Source organism: Bacteroides cutis, from assembly GCF_900241005.1.
Classification (GTDB): domain Bacteria; phylum Bacteroidota; class Bacteroidia; order Bacteroidales; family Bacteroidaceae; genus Bacteroides; species Bacteroides cutis.
The window spans coordinates 706,514-729,953 of sequence record NZ_OEST01000001.1; the positions used below are offsets into that span (position 1 = coordinate 706,514).

Sequence of the window (23,440 nt, forward strand, 5' to 3'; positions counted from 1 at the left end):
AAGTCGGGAGAAAAGGATGTCCTCATCGGATTTATTTTCGTCCGAAGTCAGCTGGAATTTCACCCCATTGTTTGGTTTCCCATTTTAAGACAGGTGTGCTGTAGGAGTTTTCTCGTAACCACTTTTCAGCACGTTCTATCAACTGAAAAAGTGCTTCGGTTTTGGCATCACGTGGCAGTTTGGTTTTGCACTTTTTCTGTTTAACCCAATTGATGGCGTTCACGCTGTCACTGTATATGGGCATATCAAATCCTTTCTGCTTTAACAAAGCAAGACCGTGTACGATGGCTAAGAATTCACCGATATTATTGGTGCCATACATAGGACCGAAATGGAAAATCTGTTGACGACTTGCTACGTGTACGCCCTGATATTCCATCGCTCCCGGATTTCCGCTACAAGCGGCGTCTACCGCCAAGCTATTTTCTACGACATTGACGGAAGAAATTCTTGTTCCATTGGAACTGGATGCTTTGGTGCTTGAGGTGGTGTTTTTCCCTAAATATGCATAAGGAGAACAGACAAATGCGTTTTGTGCTTCCTCAAGAGTGTCAAATGATTTGTATTTCGCACCATTGTACCCTTTGGTTTGCAGTTGGCATGCGGTCCAAGTATCATAAATACCGGGTGAAAAGCCTGCCCAAACGACGTAATATTTCTCTTTCTTCATAATTAGCCTCAAAGTTACAAATAAATTTTGCAAAACAGAACAACTTTTCGTCTTGTTTGATTTTACCCCATTTCATCGGAAAAAGGTATGAATTTACTGTAATAAAAAGATTTGTTGAAGGTTGGAAAATATCCATTGTCAGACTTTGTCAGCCTTAAGTTTTGGTTAAAGATTGATTATTCGTTTATTTTGTATCATTGAGTTTAATTGGTTAGCGGTATGAATTGGAATCTTTTTTATATATGATGAACCAATGTTATTACTAACAAGAAATTTCCCAATTTACTATTGAATATTATCAGATTCTACAATCTAAATATTTTATTTAAAAATTGTGTCGTGAAAAAGAAAATTATTATTGGAGTTACAGTTTGTTTTATGGCTGTGTTTGTACACTTGCTACTGAGACAGAATTCTAATTTAGTGGGAATTGGTAAAGTCTAATTATTCTATAGGGTTGGGATGTATATATCAGTGTGATAGTCTTCTTTATTTCCAATTTTCTAAAAGTGGTTTTCTACAATCTATATTGTATGATTTGGTTCAGAAGAAACAAATATATTGTGGTAAAAGATTGACGGATAAAGCAGGTAAATCAGTCCCGCTTTTCCGATTAATTGACGGAGTTTATAAAGGGAAATTTTGGGGAATTATAACTCCGGAAACGATTGACTACGCCTTATGTAAAGAACCTAAAGATTATCCTGAATTATTCCGTAAATATAATACTGCTACTGACAATCCTGTTATAGCATTTTATAGGGTTATTAGATAGTTTAATTGTTTATAAGAACTTCAGGAATAAGAACGTTGAATTTTGTCCTTTTATCTAAACATTGGGAGGAGAAGAACAATTCTGCCGGTATGTTTGTTCCTATATAAAGATAAGTTTATGATAATGAAATAGAAAGAAGAATATATGAGAAGAACATTTGCAGAAGCGTTGCAACATCGGCGCAGTTATTATTCTATTGGCAGTGATTCTCCAGTATTGGATGAAGAAGTAGTACATATTATTCGTACGGCTGTCAAATTTGTACCGTCTGCTTTCAATTCACAATCCACGCGAATAGTATTATTATTGGGAGATGAACACAAAAAAATGTGGGATATTGTGAAAGAGACTCTGAAGAAACGTATTTCTCCTGAGGCATTTGTAAAGACGGAAGAGAAAATTAATGGTTGCTTTGCTTGTGGGCACGGTACTATTCTGTATTTTGAGGATACAGATGTAGTTAAGAAATTGCAGGATGTATTTCCTACATATAGCACTAATTTCCCCACATGGTCACAACACACTTCTGCCATGCACCAGTTTGCCATTTGGACTATGCTCGAAGATGCCGGTTTAGGTGCTTCTTTGCAGCATTATAATCCTCTGATTGACGAGGAGGTACGTCGTACGTGGAATTTACCGAACAGTTGGATGTTGATTGCTGAAATGCCATTTGGTACACCAACGGCCGAACCAGATGAAAAAGAATTTCAGGACTTGAGTAAACGTATAAAAATTTTCCTCTGATCGGATAGTGTTCTCAGCATAGAATTGCCTATCTTTGCCCTCAAAATGAAATTGGCTGCAAACGGTAAGCAATTATGATACGTATTTTTTTGACCGGTTATATGGGTGCCGGTAAAACAACTTTAGGAAAGGCTTTTGCCCGCGAACTGAATGTGTCATTCATTGATCTGGACTGGTACATCGAGGAACGTTTTCACAAATCTATTCGTGAATTGTTCATTGAGCGGGGAGAGGCCTCTTTCCGTGAATTGGAGCGAAATATGCTGCATGAGGTGGCAGAATTTGAAGATGTTATTATTTCTACAGGGGGGGGGACTCCCTGTTTCTTTGATAATATGGAATTCATGAATAAGCATGGATATACGGTTTTTCTGGATGTACATCCCGATGTGTTGTTCAACCGTTTGCGAGTGGGGACTCAACAACGTCCTATCCTGCGAGGAAAGACAGATGAAGAATTACGTATATTCATTGTAGAGGCTTTGGAGAAGCGCTCTCCTTTTTATTCGCAAGCCCATTATCGTTTTGATGCCGGACGTCTGGAAAGTCATCGGCAGATAGAAGAATCCGTACAACGGTTGCGTACATTATTATGCCTTTAATCCATTGTAGATGTGCGTTTTTCAATAAAAAAAGCATGATATATTAGATTTATATGTATTTTTATCCCCTTTTATAATAGAAACTACTAAATAGCAGAGTAACGAAAAATGAGAAAATGGCGTATTGAAGATTCAGAAGAGCTGTACAACATAACAGGTTGGGGCACTTCGTACTTTGGTATCAATGACAAAGGTCATGTAGTGGTGACACCTCGTAAGGATGGAGTTGCCGTCGATTTAAAAGAATTGGTAGACGAGTTACAATTGCGTGATGTAACTGCTCCCATGTTGATACGTTTTCCTGATATCCTCGATAACCGGATTGAGAAAATTTCCTGTTGTTTCAAGCAGGCTGCCGAAGAGTATGGTTATAAAGCGGAGAATTTTATAATCTATCCTATTAAAGTAAACCAGATGCGTCCTGTGGTCGAAGAAATTATCAGCCACGGAAAGAAATTTAATCTCGGATTGGAGGCTGGTTCTAAACCTGAGTTACATGCAGTGATTGCCATCAACATGGATTCTGATTCATTGATTATCTGTAATGGATATAAGGATGAAAGTTATATAGAACTTGCTTTGCTTGCCCAGAAAATGGGTAAACGTATTTTTCTCGTAGTAGAAAAATTGAACGAGTTGAAGTTGATAGCCAAAATGGCGAAGCAATTAAATGTAAAACCTAATATTGGCATTCGCATTAAGTTGGCCTCATCAGGAAGTGGTAAATGGGAGGACTCTGGAGGTGATGCAAGTAAATTTGGCTTGTCTTCCAGTGAGTTACTCGAAGCACTCGATTTTCTGGCAGATAAAGGTATGCAAGATTGTCTGAAATTGATACATTTCCATATCGGAAGTCAGGTGACGAAGATACGTCGTATCAAGACGGCGTTGCGTGAAGCTTCACAATTCTATGTGCAGTTGCATGCCATGGGATTTAAAGTGGAATTTGTAGATATCGGGGGTGGTCTAGGTGTAGATTATGATGGAACTCGTTCTTCCAATAGCGAAGGCAGTGTGAATTACTCTATTCAGGAATATGTCAATGATTCCATTTCTACTTTAGTCGATGCTAGTGATAAAAACGGTATTCCTCATCCAAATATCATTACGGAAAGTGGACGTGCGTTGACGGCACATCACTCTGTATTAATTTTTGAGGTACTGGAAACGGCGACTTTGCCCGAATGGGACGATGATGAAGAAGTGACGAAAAACGACCATGAACTTTTGCAAGAGTTGTATGGCATTTGGGATACGTTGAATCAGAATAGAATGTTAGAAGCTTGGCATGATGCACAGCAAATCCGTGAAGAGGCACTTGATCTTTTCAGTCATGGTATTGTGGATTTACAGACGCGGGCAAAGATTGAACGGCTGTATTGGTCCATTATGCGTGAAGTGAACCAGATAGCCGGTGGATTGAAACATGCGCCGGATGAGTTTCGTGGTCTTCCAAAACTGTTGGCAGATAAATACTTTTGTAACTTTTCACTTTTTCAGTCTTTGCCTGATTCTTGGGCGATAGACCAAATATTCCCAATTCTGCCTATTCAACGTCTGGATGAGAAACCTGAAAGGACAGCTACTTTGCAGGATATTACTTGCGATTCGGATGGTAAGATTGCTAATTTCATATCAACTAAGAATGTATCGCATTATTTGCCGGTGCATTCCTTGAAGAGTAAAGAGCCTTACTATGTAGGTGTATTTTTAGTCGGTGCATATCAGGAAATCTTGGGCGATATGCATAATCTGTTTGGTGATACGAATGCCGTACACGTGTCAGTGAGTGAAAAAGGATATGCCATTGAGCAGGTGATTGATGGCGAAACGGTAGCTGAGGTACTTGATTATGTACAATATAGTCCTAAAAAACTTGTGCGGACATTGGAAACTTGGGTGACACAGTCTGTAAAAGAAGGACGTATTTCATTGGAAGAAGGAAAGGAATTTTTATCTAATTACCGCTCTGGGTTGTACGGATACACTTATTTGGAATAATTTATTTAATAGGCAATTGATAATGAGAGAGAAACTTACTGTAATAAAAGTAGGGGGTAAAATTGTAGAAGAAGAAGTAACCCTGCTTAAGTTACTGGATGATTTTGCCACTATTGACGGTTATAAAGTCTTGGTACACGGTGGGGGACGTTCAGCAACAAAGTTGGCTACTCAGTTGGGTATTGAAAGTAAAATGGTAAATGGCCGTCGTATCACCGATGCCGAAACATTGAAAGTGGTGACGATGGTATATGGCGGGTTAGTAAATAAAAATATTGTGGCAGGTTTACAGGCACGGGGGGTCAATGCCCTTGGACTGACTGGTGCCGATATGAATGTCATTCGTTCGATGAAGCGTCCTGTCAAAGAAGTAGATTATGGTTTTGTCGGAGACGTCAAAGAAGTGAATGGTGCTTTTCTGGGCGATCTTATACATAAAGGAATTGTGCCTGTGATGGCTCCATTGACACATGACGGTCATGGAAATATGCTGAATACGAATGCTGACACTATTGCAGGAGAAACCGCTAAAGCGTTGGCCGGACTATTTGACGTTACGTTGGTGTTTTGCTTTGAAAAGAAGGGTGTGCTGCGTGATGAAAATGATGATGATAGTGTTATTCCTCACATTACATCCGAGGAGTTCAAACGATATGTGGCGGAGGGAGTAATCCAAGGCGGGATGATCCCAAAATTGGAAAACTCATTTGAAGCAATAAATGCCGGAGTGTCTGAGGTCGTAATAACTTTAGCTTCAGCCATCGGACAAGAAGGAGGAACGCATATAGTGTGATAAATGACAATTTAATGAAGGACTAAGAATGAAGAATTACCTTGCGGTATGTTTGCATAACGTAACTAAATTCTTCGTTCATCATTTCTCTTTTTTATCATTTCCCCTTTATTTCTTTCCTAAAAATAATTTAAAAAAATGGCATTTGCCTGTAACTTTCTGTATACATAACCGTCAACTAATTAGAGATGCAAGAAATCAGCTTTCGTAATGACATTCTCCCACTGAAGGATAAACTCTTTCGGTTAGCCCTAAGAATTACATTTGATAGGGCAGAAGCGGAAGACGTTGTACAAGAAACGTTGGTCAGGGTGTGGAATAAGCGTGATGAGTGGTCGCAGTTCGGTTCTGTAGAAGCCTATTGCTTGACAGTGACAAGAAATTTGGCGATAGACCGTAGCGAAAAGAAAGATGCCCAGAACGTAGAGTTGACACCTGATATGGAACAAGCTGCTGATGCATCGAGCCCTTACGAACGGTTGGTAACTAAAGAACGGATGACATTGATACATCGGTTGATAAATGGACTTCCTGAGAAACAAAGGTTGGTAATTCATCTCCGGGATATTGAAGGTAAGAGTTATAAAGAGATTGCAGTAGTCCTGAATTTGACAGAGGAACAAGTAAAGGTGAATCTTTTTAGGGCACGGCAAAAAGTAAAGCAACAGTTTATTAATATAGAAAGTTATGGACTTTAAATATATAGAACAACTTTTGGAGCGCTATTGGCAGTGTGAAACCTCTTTGGAGGAGGAAGCGCAGTTGCGTGCTTTTTTTAAGGAAAACGATGTGCCTGAGCATTTGCTTCGTTACAAAGATTTGTTTGTATATCAACAACTTCAGCAAGAAGAACAATTGAGTGAAGATTTTGATGCACGGGTACTTGCTGAGATTGAGGTACCGGTAGTCAAGGCAAGACGTATGACATTGATTGCACGTTTCATGCCATTGTTCAAAGCTGCTGCAGTAGTGGCAGTAGTACTTTCATTGGGAAATGTGATGCAACATTCATTTTTTTCGGATGTGAAAGAGGTCGCTGCAGTTGATACTATCGGTAAACAGATTTCTGCTCCGTCGGTTGCCCTTTCGGGAGATATCAACGTGACGCACGAAAAGCAGATAATGGATAGTCTAAAACGTGTAGAAAAGGAGAAAGGAATCAAAAAATAGATGTTTTCATTTACTTTTTAAAATAACATTTTCATTTGCTTTAAACATAAATATAGTTAGTGTGCTTTATTAAAACAAACTGAGGCTGTGAAGTTTCAATTCTCTCAAAATCTTATAAAAAACTAACTAAGATAGATGGGACGCCGCGTGATGCAGTGTCCCTTTTATTTTTCCAATTGTGATAGTGTCGTTTGATCATAGGGTGTTATTCTTGTTTAAATCGGTATAGAAAACAAAAGGCTTCCTCGCGGAAGCCTTTCATAATTACGTTAGAAAATTTATAGATTTGCTTTTAAAGAGAGAATTTTGTTTCGGTTTGCCATCAATCTTATAGATTATGCAACTTACATTAGAGTTTATACAGTCCTTTCTTTGGATAATCTAGCTCAGGATTACCTTTATAGCCTACACTTCCACTACCACTAGTACGTACTTTCAGGAAATCGGTTACATGACATTTGATATCACCTGATCCCGTCACGTTGGCAGAAGCACGTTTTGCTTGAAAATCGGATGCATACAAGTCACCTGAACCTGCTACACTGTAGGTCGCTTCTTGAGTGGTACCGGTTAATTCGGCTGTACCCGAACCTGCCACAGATGCCTGAGTATTAATTGCAACAATATTTTTCAATTTTATATCTCCCGAACCTGCCACAGACGCTTTAAGATTAGTACAAGCGATATCACTACAAAGAATGTCTCCTGACCCTGCTACAGAAATTTCAAGATTATTTGTACAGGAAATGTTATTTGCTTTTATATCTCCCGAACCTGCAATGGCCATTTTAAAAAAATCAGTTTTTAAACCATTTGTCAGGGCGATATCTCCTGAGCCTGCAATAGAAACTCCATTTAGTGTTTCTGAAGAAATACGTATTTCAAGTTTATTATAGGAGACACTCGTTCCTTTCTTAAAACCGATATTGAGTACACCGTTTTTTACATTCACATCCAGTAGATTTATGATATTATCCGAGGTATAGATCTTTACCTGAGGTTTACCGTTTTTTTGAGTGTATATGACATCGGGACTTCCGGCAAGATTTATTTTAGTGAAATTATCTACTCTAATGTCTTTAGTAACATAATTCTTACTGGCTTTAACGGTTTTCCCATTGAAAAAACCGGAAGTATTGTAATTAGATTTTTGTGAACAAGCTATGGTGCTGAATGCCAAAACTGTTAGTGCAATAATTACTGTTAGTGTTCTCATATTCATCTTATTTGAGTTAATCGTTTAATCATTAGACGTAACATGCTCCTAAAAAGTTGCATGGTATAGTGCCTTTTTTTTGAAAACTTTCGTTTTTTAGGGTAATTCTTTGTTCTTTTGTCTGTTTAATAAGGATAAGCAGATGATGACAGAGCATATTTTAGATGATGACGAATTGGGAAAGCTACTTGTTAGGGTTAACATGCGTGCACGGCGTCTGACTTTTCGTACCCGTGAAGATGCCATCCATGTAACTGTCCCTCCAGGTACTGTTTTGTCTGAAATTAAGAATGCAATAGAACAATTACGACCTCGTTTAAGGTCGGCACGTCAAAAATATATCCGTCCTTTGATTGATTTGAATTATCGTATCGATACGGAATTCTTTAAACTGAGTCTTGTCAGTGGACGGCGGGAAAGGTTTCTGTCTCGTTCGGAATTGGGAGAAATGCAGATCATCTGTCCACCTGATGCCGATTTTTCCGATCATAAATTACAAGAATGGTTACGTAAAGTGATAGAAGAGGCTTTGCGGCGTAATGCTAAAATACTTCTTCCTCCTCGACTTTATGCTCTTTCACTTCAGCATGGACTTACTTATAAAAGTGTAAAAATAAATTCCAGCAGTGGACGATGGGGGAGTTGCTCTGCACGGGGAAACATCAATCTTTCCTATTATTTGGTATTGTTACCTCAGCATCTGATAGATTATGTGTTACTTCACGAATTGGCGCATACCCGTGAAATGAATCATGGTGAACGTTTCTGGGTTTTATTAGACCGGTTTACAGATGGTAAAGCGTTGGCGTTGCGCAATGAATTGAAGCAATATCGTACGGAATTTTAAAACGATCCGGTAATTAAATAAAACGCAGGTATTATTGTGCCAACAATTTCACTTCTTCGCCTTCTTTTTCAAACCGATAGTCACCTCCTCTTTCGCTCAGTTCAAATAGTGAGAGTTTCTCGGTGTCATTGTTTACTATCATCAGGGCACTTTGTTCTGCAAAACGCTTCACCTCAAAAGAAAAAGGCTCCTCTGTAATCTTTTTGTTTATCAGTAGGCTATCATTAATCAGTATAGACACTGAATCTCCCGCAAATCCCTTGTTTAGCATGATGGTGTAGGTTTCGGTAAAATAACGCTCTCCGTCCTTTTTCTGCTGTAGTCTCATACTCATGTATACAAAGATTACGACTACAAAGATAATGGCAAAGGCAAGAATACCATTACCTATCATAAACTGTTTGTTGGTATTTAGACGGTGTGTCATGATGGTTAAAAATTTAAAGAACCCTGCAAATTTAACAATTATATTTGAACTGGCTGACAAACTTTTCAACAAATACTTGTATTTAAAATCTTGTTTTCTTTGTATTTAAAATAGATATAGATATTTTTGCCTTAAAACATCGTATTATGAAAAGAATATCAAGTTTTGCTGTAGCTTTATTGATGTGTATTTTTACTTTTGCACAACAGGCGCTTTGGGGAGGTACTCCGGTCGTTTCACCGGAAATTCATGACAACAACACCGTTACTTTCCGTCTGAAAGCTCCAAAAGCAGTGAAAGTGCAAGTAACAGGAGACTTCCTGCCAACACAGAAAATCAAGACGCCATACGGAGAATTTGACAGATCGGGTGTAGTCGAATTGAAAGAAGGGAAAGACGGTATATGGGAATATACTACTTCCGAACCCCTGAAACCCGAACTTTATAGTTACTCGTTCATTGTAGACGATTTAAAGATGATGGATCCGGGTAATGTTTATATGATACGCGATGTAGCTACCGTAACCAATGTGTTTATGATTGATGGCGGGCGTGCTGATTTATACAAAGTAAATAAAGTACCTCACGGAACCGTTTCCCGTGTATGGTATGATAGTCCTACTTTGGGGATGAATCGTCGGCTTACCGTTTATACTCCAGCGGGTTATGAAACCAGTAATAAGTCTTACCCCGTATTTTATTTACTCCATGGTATGGGTGGTGACGAGGAAGCGTGGATAGCTCTTGGACGTACGGCGCAAATACTGGATAATCTTATTGCCCAAGGTAAAGCAAAGCCGATGATTGTAGTGATGACTAATGGAAATGCATCTCAAGAGGCGGCTCCCGGTGAATCTTCTTTAGGATGGGTTTCTCCTACCATGCAGCTACCTAAAACAATGGAAGGTTCTTTTGAAATGGCATTTCCAGATGTTGTGAAGTTTGTCGATAAGAACTATCGTACTATAAAAAGTAAACCTGGTCGAGCCATTGCAGGATTATCAATGGGTGGTTTTCATTCTTTGCATATTTCCAAACAGTTCCCTGATATGTTCAATTATATAGGTCTCTTTTCAGCTGCCATTCTGCCGGATAAAGAGGTCAAATCCCCTATTTATGATGACCTTGAAGGAAAATTGAAAGTCCAGTTTTCCAAGAAACCGGCACTTTATTGGATAGGAATCGGGAACAAGGATTTTCTATATAAAGCGAATGAAGATTATCGTAAACTGCTGGATGAGAAGGGATATAAATATACTTATTATGAAACAGATGATGGCCATATCTGGAAGAACTGGCGTATATACCTGACAGAATTTGTACCTTTATTATTTAAATAACCCCAAAATAAAATCATGAATAAAAAAATTATCCTATCATTAACCCTGTTTGGGTTGGTATCGGTTGTTACGGCACAGACTGCAATTACCCCTGCTATTCCAAGAGACGAGAAAATAGAAAGAAAGATTGAAACCTTACTGAAGAAGATGACGCTTGACGAGAAAGTCGGTCAGATGTGTGAACTCACCATTGACTTGCTGCAAGACCGGAAAGCCGATCCTGCCAAAGGTTTTCAGTTGAGTGAGGCAATGCTCGACAGTGTAATCGGAAAATATAAAGTCGGTTCCATTCTTAATGTTCCTAATGGGATAGCTCAAAGTATTGAAAAATGGCAGGAAATCATCAAACGTATTCAAGAAAAATCCATGAAAGAAATCGGTATTCCATGTGTTTACGGTGTAGACCAAATTCACGGTACTACCTATACGTTGGACGGTACGTTCTTTCCGCAAGGTATCAACATGGGAGCTACGTTCAATCGTGAACTGACCCGTCGTGGTGCTGAAATCTCCGCATATGAAACCAAAGCGGGAAGCATCCCTTGGACGTATGCTCCGGTAACCGACCTTGGACGTGATCCCCGCTGGCCCCGCATGTGGGAAAATTATGGTGAAGATTGCTATGTCAATGCCGAAATGGGACGCGAGGCCGTTCTCGGTTTTCAGGGTGATGATCCCAATCACATCGGAGTGAATAATGTAGCCGCTTGCATGAAGCACTATATGGGTTATGGTGTTCCCGTTTCCGGTAAAGACCGTACCCCTTCTTCCATCACCGAGCAGGATATGCGCGAGAAGCATTTTGCTCCCTATCTTGAAATGGTGAGAAACGGTGCGCTCTCTGTCATGGTAAACTCCGCGATGAACAACGGACTGCCTTTCCATGCCAATTATGAGCTATTGACTCAATGGTTGAAGGAAGACCTCAACTGGGATGGTATGATTGTGACGGACTGGGCAGATATAGATAATCTTTGGAAACGCGACCATATTGCCAAAGATAAGAAAGAAGCCATCAAACTCGCCATCAATGCGGGTATAGATATGTCTATGGACCCGTATGACTGGAAGTTCTGTACACTGTTGAAGGAACTGGTACAGGAGGGTGAAGTGCCTATGAGCCGCATTGACGATGCCGTTCGTCGTGTATTGCGCCTGAAGTATCGACTGAACTTGTTTGATAAACCCTATTATGATTGGAAAGACTATCCTTTGTTCGGAGGTAAGGAACATGCCGCTGCCGCCCTTCGTGCTGCCGAAGAGTCTTTGGTGTTGCTGAAAAACACAGATGGTATCTTGCCCTTGGCAAAAGGCAAGAAAATCTTGTTGACAGGGCCGAACGCTAACTCCATGCGCTGCTTGAACGGCGGTTGGTCTTATACCTGGCAAGGCAGTAAAGCGGAAGCATGCGCTGAGGCTTACAACACCATTCTTGAAGCCTTTACCAACAAATTCGGTACTGGTGCTATCATTTATGAACCCGGTGTCACTTACAATGATAAAGGCAATTGGCAGGAAGAAAATGTTCCTCAAATAGAGAAAGCAGTAGCTGCCGCAGCCCATGCCGATTATATTGTAGCTTGCATTGGTGAGAACTCCTACTGTGAAACTCCGGGTAATCTGACAAACCTCTTTCTTTCTCAAAACCAACTCGATTTAGTGAAAGCCCTTGCCAAAACCGGCAAGCCCGTCATTTTGATTTTGAATGAAGGCCGTCCCCGCCTGATAGCCGATATCGAGCCGCTGGCAAAAGCCGTTGTCAATATTATGCTCCCCGGTAACTATGGTGGCGACGCTTTGGCAAACCTCATGGCAGGCGATACTAATTTCAGTGGTAAGATGCCTTACACCTATCCCAAAGAAATTAACTCTTTGATTACCTATGACTACAAACCTTGCGAACATATCGGCAAGCAGATGGAAGGCGCTTACAACTACGACGCGCAGGTTTCCGTACAATGGGCTTTCGGCTATGGCTTGAGCTATACCACTTTTGCATACAGCAACTTCAAAGTTGATAAACCGGACTTTACTGCCGATGATGTGCTGACCTTCACCGTCGATGTGAAGAACATCGGTAACCGTGTAGGCAAAGAGAGCGTTCTGTTGTTCAGTAGTGACCTTGTGGCTTCCCTCACTCCCGATACCCGCCGCTTGCGTGCTTTCGAGAAGGTGGAACTAAAGCCCGGCGAAACGAAGACTGTTACCCTGAAAGTGAAAGGTTCCGACCTTGCCTTCGTGGGTTATGACGGCAAATGGATATTGGAGCAAGGTGATTTCCGTATCCAGACGGGCGACCAGACCTTGAATGTGGTTTGTATTGATACCAAGAAGTGGGCGACTCCGAATAAATAAAAGTTTTCCGAACCTCTTTTTTTAATCATTCATCAAATAATCTATTTGTCCACATTCAATATACCCGACTCTCGGTCGCTATTGTTTGTGCGTCTCTTGGCTGCATTATACTTTTTGCCGAACTCGAAGTCATAGCTTAATTTGATGATTGCCATCTGCCCTGTCTCCTTGCTATATGTCCAGGAAGAGTAGGGAGCAACCTTGTTCACCCGTTCTTTGCCGGTTTTGTAATTGTTGGTAAACGGGAACATCATACCGGCGTCCAACTGAAAACGTTTGTGGGTATAATTCACGAGGATAGCCGTTATGTTTTCGCCCTTGGTAATCGTTTCGCCAAATAACGTATGCTTGTTCTTGGTGAACTGTCCCAACAGGGCAAACTTTTTATAATTAAGCATCATTTGCAGGTTATAAAAGAAGCTGTTATATGTATGGGTGTAATTCTTTCCGTTGGACCAGTAGCGTATAAATCCACCTTCAAGGCGCTGTCGGGATGGCTTTGCAAGATTGAAACGGCTTGTTTTAAAGTTTCACTGTTATTGTTGTTACCGTTACAGCTGGTGTATAGTACAGTTGTAATACATATTATATAGGTATATAGGAGGTTTTTCATTATATTGGGATAGGTGATGCTTGCAAATGTATGAAAAACTTTAGGATGAAAGATAGTAAAGGTTGAAAAAGCTTTCAGATAATGGCTCTTTTGTTTAAACAAGATTTTTTGTAATATGGGAACTATATTCCCCAAATGTTTAAGTAGAATACTTGTCGTATTTGGAGCTTATATCTATCTGCTTTGAGTTATTTGTTGAAGGGTCAAAACATCCCCATCTTTTAGGGGAAAACACCCGGATGTTATACCTTAAAACATCCGGATGTAATAGGGTAAAACATCCGGGTGTAATAGGCGCTAAGTCTTAGGGAATATTCTGTTGAGTCTTAAGATATGGAGAAATAAGCCTTAGTATCGTAGAGACCGAAATTGGGGATACTTAAAATGAAACTCTTTATTAAAGTCCCTGAAGATCATCTCAGAAAGAACAAAAAGCTTTGAAACTTGTAGGGAATACCCTTTTTCAGTAAGTTTTTCTTCTAATATTTTGTAGTCGAACAGATTATTTATATCTTTGCAAACGGAAACGGATGAAGGAGGAGGGGCGATTAAGCTCCTCTTTTTTGTTCTTAATAGTTATTCTATGATAGAAAAGAAAACAGTTTGTCAAATTGTAGACGAGTGGCTGGAAGGTAAAGACTACTTCCTGGTGGAGGTGGCAATCAGCCCGGATGACAAAATCGTGGTTGAAATAGATCACAAAGACGGCGTTTGGATTGAGGATTGCGTGGAACTGAGCCGCTTCGTCGAGTCCAAGTTGAGTCGTGAGGATGAAGATTATGAACTGGAAGTGGGGTCTGCCGGTATTGGACAGCCGTTCAAGGTCTTGCAACAATACATTAATCATGTGGGTAAGGAAGTGGAAGTGCTGACGAAAGACGGACGTAAACTTGCAGGAGTGCTGAAAGAAGCCGATGAGCGACGCTTTGTGGTTACTATTCAGAAAAAAGTGAAAGAAGAAGGTGCCAAGCGTCCTAAATTGGTGGACGAGGATCTGGAATTTACTTATGAAAATATAAAATATACTAAATACTTAATCAGTTTTAAATAAGACTATGGCCAAGAAAGAAGAAACTATCAGCCTGATAGATACCTTTTCGGAATTTAAAGAACTGAAGAATATCGATAGAACCACTATGGTGAGTGTGCTCGAAGAGTCATTCCGTAGTGTGATTGCGAAGATGTTTGGCACCGATGAGAATTACGACGTCATCGTGAACCCGGACAAGGGTGATTTCGAGATATGGCGTAACCGTGAAGTAGTAGAGGATGCGGATTTGGAAAACCCGAATTTGCAGATTGCATTGTCTGAAGCACAGAAGATTGACGCTTCGTATGAAGTTGGTGAAGAAGTGACGGATGAGGTAATCTTCGCAAACTTTGGTCGTCGCGCCATTTTAAACTTGCGCCAGACGTTGGCTTCTAAGATTTTGGAACTGGAGAAAGATAGTATTTATAATAAGTATATTGATAAGGTGGGTACTATCATCAATGCGGAAGTTTACCAGATTTGGAAAAAGGAAATGCTGCTGCTTGATGACGAAGGTAATGAACTATTGTTGCCCAAGACCGAACAGATTCCGAGTGATTTCTACCGTAAAGGGGAGACTGCCCGTGCCGTAGTGGCTCGCGTGGATAACAAGAACAATAATCCGAAGATTATTCTGAGCCGTACGTCACCCGTGTTCTTGCAGCGGCTGTTCGAAATGGAAGTACCCGAAATCAATGACGGATTGATTACCATCAAGAAAATTGCCCGTATCCCCGGTGAACGTGCCAAGATTGCCGTAGAGTCTTACGATGACCGTATCGATCCGGTAGGCGCCTGTGTCGGTGTAAAGGGTAGCCGTATTCATGGTATTGTCCGCGAGCTTCGCAACGAGAATATAGACGTTATCAATTACACGTCGAATATCCAGTTGTTTATACAGCGCGCCCTCAGTCCGGCCAAGATATCTTCTATTCGTCTCAACGAAGAAGAACACAAGGCTGAAGTTTTCCTGAAACCGGAAGAGGTATCGTTGGCTATCGGTAAAGGAGGTTTGAATATCAAACTTGCCAGTATGTTGACTGAGTACACCATTGATGTGTTCCGTGAATTGGATCAAGCGGTAGAAGACGAAGATATCTACCTCGATGAATTCCGTGATGAAATAGACGGTTGGGTAATCGACGCGATCAAAGCTATCGGTATCGATACTGCTAAGGCTGTGTTAAATGCTCCCCGTGAGATGTTGATTGAGAAAACGGACCTGGAAGAAGAGACGGTGGACGAAGTATTACGCATTTTGAAATCGGAGTTTGAAGAAGAGAACGAAGCTAATGATTAATGGCCAACATTAATCATTAAACATTCTTTTCCGCTTCTTTCTCTATTATTCATTAAAATTAAAGTATGTCGATAAGGTTAAATAAAATTACGAGAGATTTGAATGTGGGAATCACGACGGTAGTCGAGTTCTTGCAGAAGAAGGGCTTTGTTGTAGAGGCAAACCCCAATACGAAAATTACCGATGAACAGTATGAACTACTTGTGAAGGAGTTCAGTACGGATAAAGACTTGAAGTTGAAGACAGAGCGCTTTATTCAAGAACGTCAGAGTAAGGATCGTAATAAAGCGTCCGTGTCTATTGACGGTTATAAGGAAACACAGGAGAAACCGAAAACCGAGGAGGTTGTGAAGGTGGTTATTCCCGAGGATGTACGTCCGAAGTTTAAGCCTGTCGGCAAGATTGATTTGGATAAGCTAAATCGCAAGCCTTCTGTAGAGAAGGAGAAAGATACTGAACCGGAAAAAGTGGTGGTAGAAGAAAAGAAGGTGGAAGAACCTGCACCGGTAGTTGTTGAGGCTCTGAAACCGGAACCTGTTCAACAACCTGAGCCTGTTTTGCAGGCTGAAGCAATGTCTGCACCTGTATCTGAACCTCAGCCGGAACCGACTCCCGTGCCTGTATCGGCAGAACCGGTTATTAAGGAAGAACCGGTCGTTCCTGTATTTGCTGAGAAAGAGGAAGAGGCGGAAGAGAAAGGGTCTGCTCCGGCAGAAACCGTAAAAGCCCAGGTAGAAACAGAAAAAGAAGTGAAAGAAGGTGATGAAATATTCAAGATACATCAGCCTGAGTTTGTTTCGAAGATCAATGTCATCGGACAAATAGATCTCGCTGCACTGAACCAGTCTACACGTCCCAAGAAAAAATCGAAAGAAGAGAAACGGAAAGAACGCGAAGAGAAGGAAAAACAGCGTCAGGATCAGAAGAAACTGATGAAGGAAGCTATTATTAAAGAAATTCGTCGCGATGACAGTAAGTCGAAAGACACCAAGGAAGGCAATGACCCTAACGCCAAGAAGAAACGTGTACGTATCAATAAAGAGAAGGTGGATATCAACAATGTTTCAAACTTCCAGCGTGGTGGTAACGACCGTCCGAAAAATAGCAATGGCGGTAACCAACAAGGTGGTGGTAATAATAGCCAGCAAGGTGGCGGTAAGAACAATAACAGAAATAAAGATCGCTTTAAGAAACCCGTCATCAAGCAGGAGGTAAGTGAGGAAGATGTAGCAAAGCAGGTAAAAGAAACCCTTGCACGTCTCACTTCCAAGGGTAAGAACAAAGGTGCCAAGTATCGTAAGGACAAGCGTGATCTGGCTTCAAGCCGCATGCAGGAGTTGGAAGACCAGGAGATGGCAGAAAGTAAGGTATTGAAACTTACGGAATTTGTGACTGCCAACGAATTGGCAAGTATGATGGATATCTCCGTTACGCAGGTAATCGCGACTTGTATGAGCATCGGTATGATGGTCTCTATCAATCAGCGTCTGGATGCTGAAACTATCAATCTGGTAGCTGAAGAGTTCGGTTTCAAGACGGAATATGTGAGTGCGGAAGTTGCCCAGGCTATCGTTGAAGAAGAGGATGCTGAAGAAGATTTGCAACATCGTGCTCCGATTGTAACGGTGATGGGTCACGTAGACCACGGTAAGACTTCTTTGCTTGATTATATCCGTAAGGCGAATGTGATTGCCGGTGAGGCCGGTGGTATCACGCAGCACATCGGTGCTTATCACGTGACTTTGGAAGACGGACGTAAGATTACGTTCCTCGATACTCCGGGGCATGAGGCGTTTACTGCTATGCGTGCCCGTGGCGCGAAAGCAACGGATATTGCTATCATCATTGTAGCTGCTGATGACAATGTGATGCCGCAAACCAAGGAAGCTATCAACCATGCTATGGCTGCCGGTGTTCCTATTGTGTTTGCCATCAATAAGATTGATAAACCGACTGCTAATCCGGATAAGATTAAAGAAGAATTGGCTGCCATGAATTTCCTCGTTGAGGAATGGGGTGGCAAGTACCAGTCTCAGGATATTTCTGCCAAGAAAGGTATTGGCGTAGGCGACTTGATGGAGAAAGTATTGCTGGAAGCTGAAATGTTGGATTTGAAGGCAAATCCTAATCGTCGTGCAACCGGTTCCGTCATCGAGTCTTCTTTGGACAAGGGTCGTGGTTATGTAGCTACGGTATTGGTGTCCAACGGTACATTGAAGATGGGTGATATTGTACTGGCAGGTACCAGTTACGGTAAGGTAAAGGCCATGTTCAACGAACGTAATCAGCGCATGAAAGAGGCGGGTCCTTCAGAACCGGCTTTGATCTTGGGCTTGAACGGTGCTCCGGCTGCCGGTGATACGTTCCACGTTATCGAGACCGAACAGGAAGCTCGTGAAATTGCCAATAAGCGCGAGCAGTTGCAACGTGAACAAGGTTTGCGTACGCAGAAGATGTTGACGCTTGACGAAGTAGGCCGCCGCCTGGCATTGGGTGATTTCCATGAACTGAACATCATCGTGAAGGGTGACGTAGACGGTTCTGTGGAAGCGTTGAGCGACTCGTTGATTAAGTTGTCCACCGAGCAGGTACAGGTGAATGTTATTCACAAGGGTGTGGGAGCTATTTCTGAATCGGATGTATCTTTGGCTGCCGCTTCGGATGCGATTATCGTAGGTTTCCAGGTTCGTCCTTCGGGTGCTGCTGCCAAGTTGGCGGAACAGGAAGGTGTGGATATTCGCAAGTACTCTGTTATCTATGATGCTATAGAAGAGGTGAAGGCTGCTATGGAAGGTATGTTGGCACCGACTTTGAAGGAACAGGTAACAGCTACTATCGAAGTGCGTGAGGTATTCAATATTACTAAAGTTGGTCTTGTGGCGGGTGCCATGGTGAAGACTGGAAAGGTAAAACGCAGCGACAAGGCCCGTTTGATTCGCGACGGTATTGTAATCTTTACCGGTAATATCAATGCTTTGAAACGTTTCAAAGATGACGTCAAGGAAGTGGGTACCAATTTTGAGTGTGGTATCAGCTTGACAAACTGCAACGACATCAAGGTAGGCGATATCATCGAGTCTTACGAAGAAGTGGAAGTGAAACAAACATTATAATTAATTAATGTGTCAATGTGCCAATGTGCCAATTGGCTGCGCATACAAAAGATGCCGCAGGGCAATTGGCACATTGGCATATTTGTACATTAGCGCATTAATCATTATGGCAATCATAGATCTCATCATATTTGTTGCAATCGGTGTAGGGGCAGTGTTTGGCTTTATGAAAGGCTTTGTTAAGCAGTTGGCTTCCTTGTTGGGGCTGATTGTCGGCTTGTTGGCAGCAAAGGCATTGTATGCATCTGTTGCTGAGAAGGTGTTTTCTAAGATCACGGATTCTATGACACTGGCACAGATACTGGCATTTATCGCTATTTGGATAGCTGTGCCGCTTACGTTTGCGTTAGTAGCTGCACTGTTGACGAAAGCAATGGAGGCAATCTCTCTGGGTTGGTTGAACCGTATGTTGGGGGCAGGACTCGGAACGTTGAAATACCTTTTGTTAGTAAGTCTGCTGATAGGTGTCATTGAGTTTGTTGACTCCGACAACAAGATGATTAGTGAAACAAAAAAGAAGGAGTCAGTGTTATATTATCCTATGAAATCATTTGCCGGGATATTCTTTCCTGCGGCGAAGGCTGTTACGGAACAGATTGTAAATGGAAATGTGGATTGAATTCGTAACTCGTATAATTTGTAATTATAAAAATAATGCAACAAGAAGAACCCAATAAATATGTAAAGGAACTTACTCAGGAGAAGTACAAGTACGGCTTTACCACCGATGTACACACTGATATCATTGAGCGTGGGCTGAATGAAGATGTGATACGGCTTATTTCTGAGAAGAAGAATGAACCGGAATGGTTGCTGGAGTTCCGCCTGAAAGCGTATCGTCATTGGCTGACGCTGGAAATGCCTACATGGGCACATCTTCGTATTCCTGAGATTGATTATCAGGCGATATCCTATTATGCTGACCCAACGAAGAAGAAAGACGGACCGAAGAGTATGGATGAGGTGGATCCGGAGTTGGTGAAAACTTTCAATAAGCTGGGTATTCCTTTGGAAGAACAGATGGCGTTGAGCGGTATGGCTGTGGATGCGGTTATGGACTCTGTGTCGGTGAAGACAACTTTCAAGGAGACATTGATGGAGAAGGGAATTATTTTCTGTTCATTCAGCGAAGCTGTACGTGAACATCCTGATCTGATACAGAAATATCTCGGTTCGGTGGTAGGTTATCGTGATAATTTCTTTGCTGCACTGAACTCGGCCGTATTCTCTGATGGCTCTTTTGTTTATATCCCGAAGGGGGTACGTTGTCCGATGGAGTTGTCCACTTATTTCCGTATCAATGCCCGTAATACGGGACAGTTTGAAAGAACGTTGATTGTAGCGGATGATGATTCGTACGTTTCTTATCTGGAGGGATGTACGGCTCCGATGCGTGATGAAAACCAGTTGCATGCCGCTATTGTAGAGATTGTGGTACATGATCGTGCCGAAGTGAAGTACAGTACCGTTCAGAATTGGTATCCGGGTGATGCCGAGGGGAAGGGAGGCGTTTATAACTTTGTGACGAAACGCGGTCATTGCAAAGGTGTGGACAGTAAACTCTCTTGGACACAGGTGGAAACCGGTTCTGCTATCACTTGGAAATATCCGTCTTGTATCCTTACCGGTGACAATTCGACGGCAGAGTTCTATAGTGTAGCGGTAACCAACAATTATCAGCAGGCTGATACTGGTACGAAGATGATACATCTTGGTAAGAATACCCGTAGTACCATTGTAAGTAAAGGTATTTCGGCAGGAAGAAGTGAAAACTCATATCGCGGTTTGGTACGTGTAGCCCAGAAAGCGGATAATGCCCGTAATTATAGCCAGTGTGACTCCTTGTTGTTGGGTGATAAGTGTGGTGCACATACTTTCCCCTATATGGATATTCGTAACGAAACAGCTATTGTGGAACATGAAGCTACTACCAGTAAGATTAGTGAAGACCAGATATTCTATTGTAATCAGCGTGGCATTTCTACGGAAGATGCTGTAGGTTTGATTGTCAATGGTTATGCAAAGGAAGTGTTGAACAAACTTCCGATGGAGTTTGCCGTTGAGGCGCAGAAACTGCTGGCTATTTCGCTGGAAGGAAGCGTGGGGTGATTTACTATTTGACAATTTGCTATCTACTATTTAGTAGCGCAGTCACAGATAAATAGTAGATAGGTAAAAGGTCGGCGGATAGTAATATGAGAAGTAGTATTAAATAGTGAATTGTTAATAGTCAAATAGTAAATAGAAAGATGTTAGAGATAAAAGACTTGCATGCCAGTATCAATGGTAAAGAAATATTAAAAGGTATCGATCTGACTATTCGCGATGGCGAGGTACATGCATTGATGGGACAGAATGGTGCCGGAAAGAGTACATTAAGTAATGTCTTGGTGGGACATCCTGCATACGAAGTGACGCGTGGTACGGTTACTTTTAATGGCAAGGATTTGCTCGCCATGAGTCCCGAGGACCGTGCCCACGAGGGAATTTTCCTTTCATTCCAGGCACCGGTGGAAATTCCGGGTGTTTCAATGGTGAATTTTATGCGTGCTGCAGTGAATGAGCAACGTAAGTATCGCCATCTTCCCGCTTTGTCTGCCAGCGAGTTCCTGAAGCTGATGCGTGAAAAACGTGCCATCGTGGAATTGGATAATAAACTTGCCAACCGTAGTGTGAACGAAGGTTTTAGCGGTGGTGAGAAAAAACGTAATGAAATCTTCCAGATGGCTATGCTCGAACCCAGTTTTGCCATTCTGGATGAAACAGACTCTGGTCTTGACGTAGATGCTTTGCGTATTGTAGCTGATGGCTTCAATAAACTAAAGACCCTTCAAACCAGTGCAATGGTCATCACCCACTATCAACGTCTGTTGGATTATCTGAAACCCGATACTGTTCATGTATTACTTGGCGGTCGTATCGTAAAGACGGGTGGTCCTGAACTGGCGAAGGAGATTGAAGCTCGTGGCTTTGATTGGATAAAGAAAGAAACGGGAGAATGATATTTGTGAGATATTAAAGTTAGGCGCGGATTTATTTGTGAGAGCATAATCCGTGCCTAAAAAAGAAAAATATTATGAAACCAGAACAACAATACATAGACCTTTTCTCCCAGACGGAAGCAATGATATGCCGCCATAGCGCCGAGGCACTGAATGCTCCCCGTGTAGCTGCATTTGCCGATTTTGAGCGGCTTGGTTTCCCTACACGTAAGCAGGAGAAATACAAATATACTGATGTCGGCAAGTTCTTTGAACCGGATTATGGGTTGAACTTGAACCGGTTGGAAATTCCTGTAAATCCTTACGAAGTCTTTAAGTGCGATGTGCCTAATATGAGTACCGCTCTTTATTTCGTGGTGAACGATGCTTTCTATGGCAAAGCACTGCCGAAATCGCATCTGCCGGAAGGTGTTATCTTCGGCAGTCTGAAAGAGATAGCGGAACAATATCCGGAGTTGGTGAAGAAATATTATGGTAAGTTGGCAGACACTTCCAAGGATGGGATAACGGCATTCAATACTGCTTTTGTACAGGATGGTGTGTTGCTGTATGTACCTAAAAATGTAGTAGTAGAGAAGACAATCCAGTTGGTGAATATCCTGCGTGGTGACGTTAATTTTATGGTAAACCGGCGGGTACTGATTGTGTTGGAAGAGGGAGCGCAAGCCCGTTTTCTGGCATGTGACCATGCTATGGATGCGGTAAACTTTCTGGCTACACAGGTGATAGAGGTGTTTGTAGGCGAGAATGCTACCTTTGACTTCTATGAGCTCGAGGAAACACACACCAGTACGGTGCGTATCAGTAATTTGTACGTCAAGCAAGAAGCCAACAGTAATGTTTTGTTGAACGGAATGACGTTGTATAACGGTACTACCCGTAATACAACAGAAGTCCTGCTTGCCGGTGAAGGTGCCGAACTAAACCTTTGTGGTATGGCTGTTGAAGATAAAAATCAACATGTCGATAATAATACGACGATCGACCATGCTGTCCCCAACTGTACCAGTAATGAACTTTTTAAATATGTTCTGGATGATCAGTCGGTCGGTGCTTTCGCAGGATTAGTATTGGTACGTCCCGATGCGCAACATACCAATTCTCAACAAACTAATCGTAACCTCTGCGCCACACGTGAGGCGCATATGTATACACAGCCACAACTAGAGATTTATGCCGATGATGTGAAATGTAGCCATGGTGCTACAGTGGGACAACTCAATGAAAATGCTCTGTTCTATATGCAGCAGCGTGGTATTTCCGCACGTGAAGCCCGTTTGCTATTGATGTTTGCCTTTGTCAACGAAGTAATCGATACTATTCGTTTGGATGCTTTGAAAGATCGTTTGCATCTGTTGGTTGAAAAGCGTTTTCGTGGTGAGCTTAATAAGTGCCAGGGATGTACGATCTGTAAATAAGAAGTTGAGGCATTGAATAAA

General features: G+C 41.7%; 20 protein-coding genes. 16 read left to right on the forward strand and 4 right to left on the reverse strand.

The annotated features are described in order from the left end of the window. Window positions 1-31 precede the first annotated feature (31 nt). On the reverse strand, window positions 32-670 hold the full coding sequence (locus C1A09_RS02670; protein WP_101542177.1) for a ribonuclease H1 domain-containing protein: 639 nt from the start codon (window positions 668-670) through the stop codon (window positions 32-34). A gap of 919 nt (window positions 671-1,589) precedes the next feature. Here C1A09_RS02670 and C1A09_RS02680 point away from each other — a divergent pair. The 6 genes from C1A09_RS02680 to C1A09_RS02705 all read left to right on the forward strand — a co-directional run bounded on the left by C1A09_RS02680 (window position 1,590) and on the right by C1A09_RS02705 (window position 6,758). Then, the gene (locus C1A09_RS02680) at window positions 1,590-2,192 is read left to right on the forward strand and encodes a nitroreductase family protein (protein WP_101542179.1); all 603 of its coding nucleotides are present in this window, start codon (window positions 1,590-1,592) and stop codon (window positions 2,190-2,192) included. Window positions 2,193-2,266: 74 nt separating this feature from the next. Next, window positions 2,267-2,794 carry a shikimate kinase gene (locus C1A09_RS02685; RefSeq protein WP_101542180.1) on the forward strand — a complete coding sequence of 176 codons (528 nt, stop codon included), beginning with the start codon at window positions 2,267-2,269 and terminating at the stop codon, window positions 2,792-2,794. Window positions 2,795-2,902: 108 nt separating this feature from the next. Beyond that, a complete protein-coding gene (gene speA, locus C1A09_RS02690; RefSeq protein ID WP_101542181.1) occupies window positions 2,903-4,795 on the forward strand; it encodes a biosynthetic arginine decarboxylase in 1,893 nt (630 codons plus the stop codon). Between the two features lie 22 nt (window positions 4,796-4,817). Beyond that, on the forward strand, window positions 4,818-5,588 hold the full coding sequence (gene argB, locus C1A09_RS02695) for an acetylglutamate kinase (RefSeq protein WP_101542182.1): 771 nt from the start codon (window positions 4,818-4,820) through the stop codon (window positions 5,586-5,588). 188 nt (window positions 5,589-5,776) lie between these two features. Further along, window positions 5,777-6,286 carry a GFO_1088 family ECF-type sigma factor gene (locus C1A09_RS02700; protein WP_101542183.1) on the forward strand — a complete coding sequence of 170 codons (510 nt, stop codon included), beginning with the start codon at window positions 5,777-5,779 and terminating at the stop codon, window positions 6,284-6,286. Then, window positions 6,276-6,758 carry a PG0215 family putative anti-sigma factor gene (locus C1A09_RS02705; protein WP_101542184.1) on the forward strand — a complete coding sequence of 161 codons (483 nt, stop codon included), beginning with the start codon at window positions 6,276-6,278 and terminating at the stop codon, window positions 6,756-6,758. The genes C1A09_RS02700 and C1A09_RS02705 overlap by 11 nt, the downstream gene beginning before the upstream one ends. A 349-nt stretch (window positions 6,759-7,107) precedes the next feature. Here C1A09_RS02705 and C1A09_RS02710 read toward each other — a convergent pair whose 3' ends face one another. Continuing rightward, window positions 7,108-7,974 carry a head GIN domain-containing protein gene (locus C1A09_RS02710; RefSeq protein WP_101542435.1) on the reverse strand — a complete coding sequence of 289 codons (867 nt, stop codon included), beginning with the start codon at window positions 7,972-7,974 and terminating at the stop codon, window positions 7,108-7,110. A gap of 142 nt (window positions 7,975-8,116) precedes the next feature. On the opposite strand from C1A09_RS02710, the gene C1A09_RS02715 reads away from it, so the two are divergent. Further along, window positions 8,117-8,821, forward strand: coding sequence for a YgjP family zinc-dependent metalloprotease (locus C1A09_RS02715; RefSeq protein ID WP_101542185.1), 705 nt, complete (start codon window positions 8,117-8,119; stop codon window positions 8,819-8,821). Between the two features lie 31 nt (window positions 8,822-8,852). Here the strand turns inward: C1A09_RS02715 and C1A09_RS02720 are convergent, their stop codons facing one another. Then, window positions 8,853-9,248, reverse strand: coding sequence for a hypothetical protein (locus C1A09_RS02720; protein ID WP_101542186.1), 396 nt, complete (start codon window positions 9,246-9,248; stop codon window positions 8,853-8,855). A gap of 146 nt (window positions 9,249-9,394) precedes the next feature. Between C1A09_RS02720 and C1A09_RS02725 the strand changes: the two genes are divergently transcribed. Continuing rightward, window positions 9,395-10,588 (forward strand): esterase, encoded by a 1,194-nt coding sequence (locus tag C1A09_RS02725; RefSeq protein WP_101542187.1) that lies wholly within the window; start codon window positions 9,395-9,397, stop codon window positions 10,586-10,588. Window positions 10,589-10,603: 15 nt separating this feature from the next. Then, window positions 10,604-12,943, forward strand: a complete 2,340-nt coding sequence (locus C1A09_RS02730; protein WP_101542188.1) for a glycoside hydrolase family 3 N-terminal domain-containing protein — start codon at window positions 10,604-10,606, stop codon at window positions 12,941-12,943. A 41-nt stretch (window positions 12,944-12,984) separates the two neighbouring features. Here the strand turns inward: C1A09_RS02730 and C1A09_RS02735 are convergent, their stop codons facing one another. Continuing rightward, complete coding sequence (locus tag C1A09_RS02735) at window positions 12,985-13,344, reverse strand: hypothetical protein (RefSeq protein ID WP_245874952.1); 360 nt, start codon at window positions 13,342-13,344, stop codon at window positions 12,985-12,987. Between the two features lie 795 nt (window positions 13,345-14,139). On the opposite strand from C1A09_RS02735, the gene rimP reads away from it, so the two are divergent. The 7 genes from rimP (at window position 14,140) to sufD (ending at window position 23,419) form a co-directional block, all read left to right on the forward strand. After that, window positions 14,140-14,607, forward strand: a complete 468-nt coding sequence (rimP, locus tag C1A09_RS02740) for a ribosome assembly cofactor RimP (protein WP_101542436.1) — start codon at window positions 14,140-14,142, stop codon at window positions 14,605-14,607. Window positions 14,608-14,611: 4 nt separating this feature from the next. After that, entirely contained in the window at window positions 14,612-15,886 is a 1,275-nt protein-coding gene (gene nusA / locus C1A09_RS02745) for a transcription termination factor NusA (protein ID WP_101542189.1), read from the forward strand. 65 nt (window positions 15,887-15,951) lie between these two features. Continuing rightward, complete coding sequence (infB, locus tag C1A09_RS02750) at window positions 15,952-18,999, forward strand: translation initiation factor IF-2 (protein ID WP_101542190.1); 3,048 nt, start codon at window positions 15,952-15,954, stop codon at window positions 18,997-18,999. 106 nt (window positions 19,000-19,105) lie between these two features. After that, window positions 19,106-19,618, forward strand: coding sequence for a CvpA family protein (locus C1A09_RS02755; protein WP_101542191.1), 513 nt, complete (start codon window positions 19,106-19,108; stop codon window positions 19,616-19,618). Window positions 19,619-19,653: 35 nt separating this feature from the next. Beyond that, entirely contained in the window at window positions 19,654-21,108 is a 1,455-nt protein-coding gene (gene sufB / locus C1A09_RS02760) for a Fe-S cluster assembly protein SufB (protein WP_101542192.1), read from the forward strand. Between the two features lie 140 nt (window positions 21,109-21,248). After that, entirely contained in the window at window positions 21,249-22,001 is a 753-nt protein-coding gene (gene sufC, locus C1A09_RS02765; RefSeq protein WP_101542193.1) for a Fe-S cluster assembly ATPase SufC, read from the forward strand. Between the two features lie 74 nt (window positions 22,002-22,075). Then, entirely contained in the window at window positions 22,076-23,419 is a 1,344-nt protein-coding gene (gene sufD, locus C1A09_RS02770) for a Fe-S cluster assembly protein SufD (protein ID WP_101542194.1), read from the forward strand. Window positions 23,420-23,440: the final 21 nt, after the last annotated feature.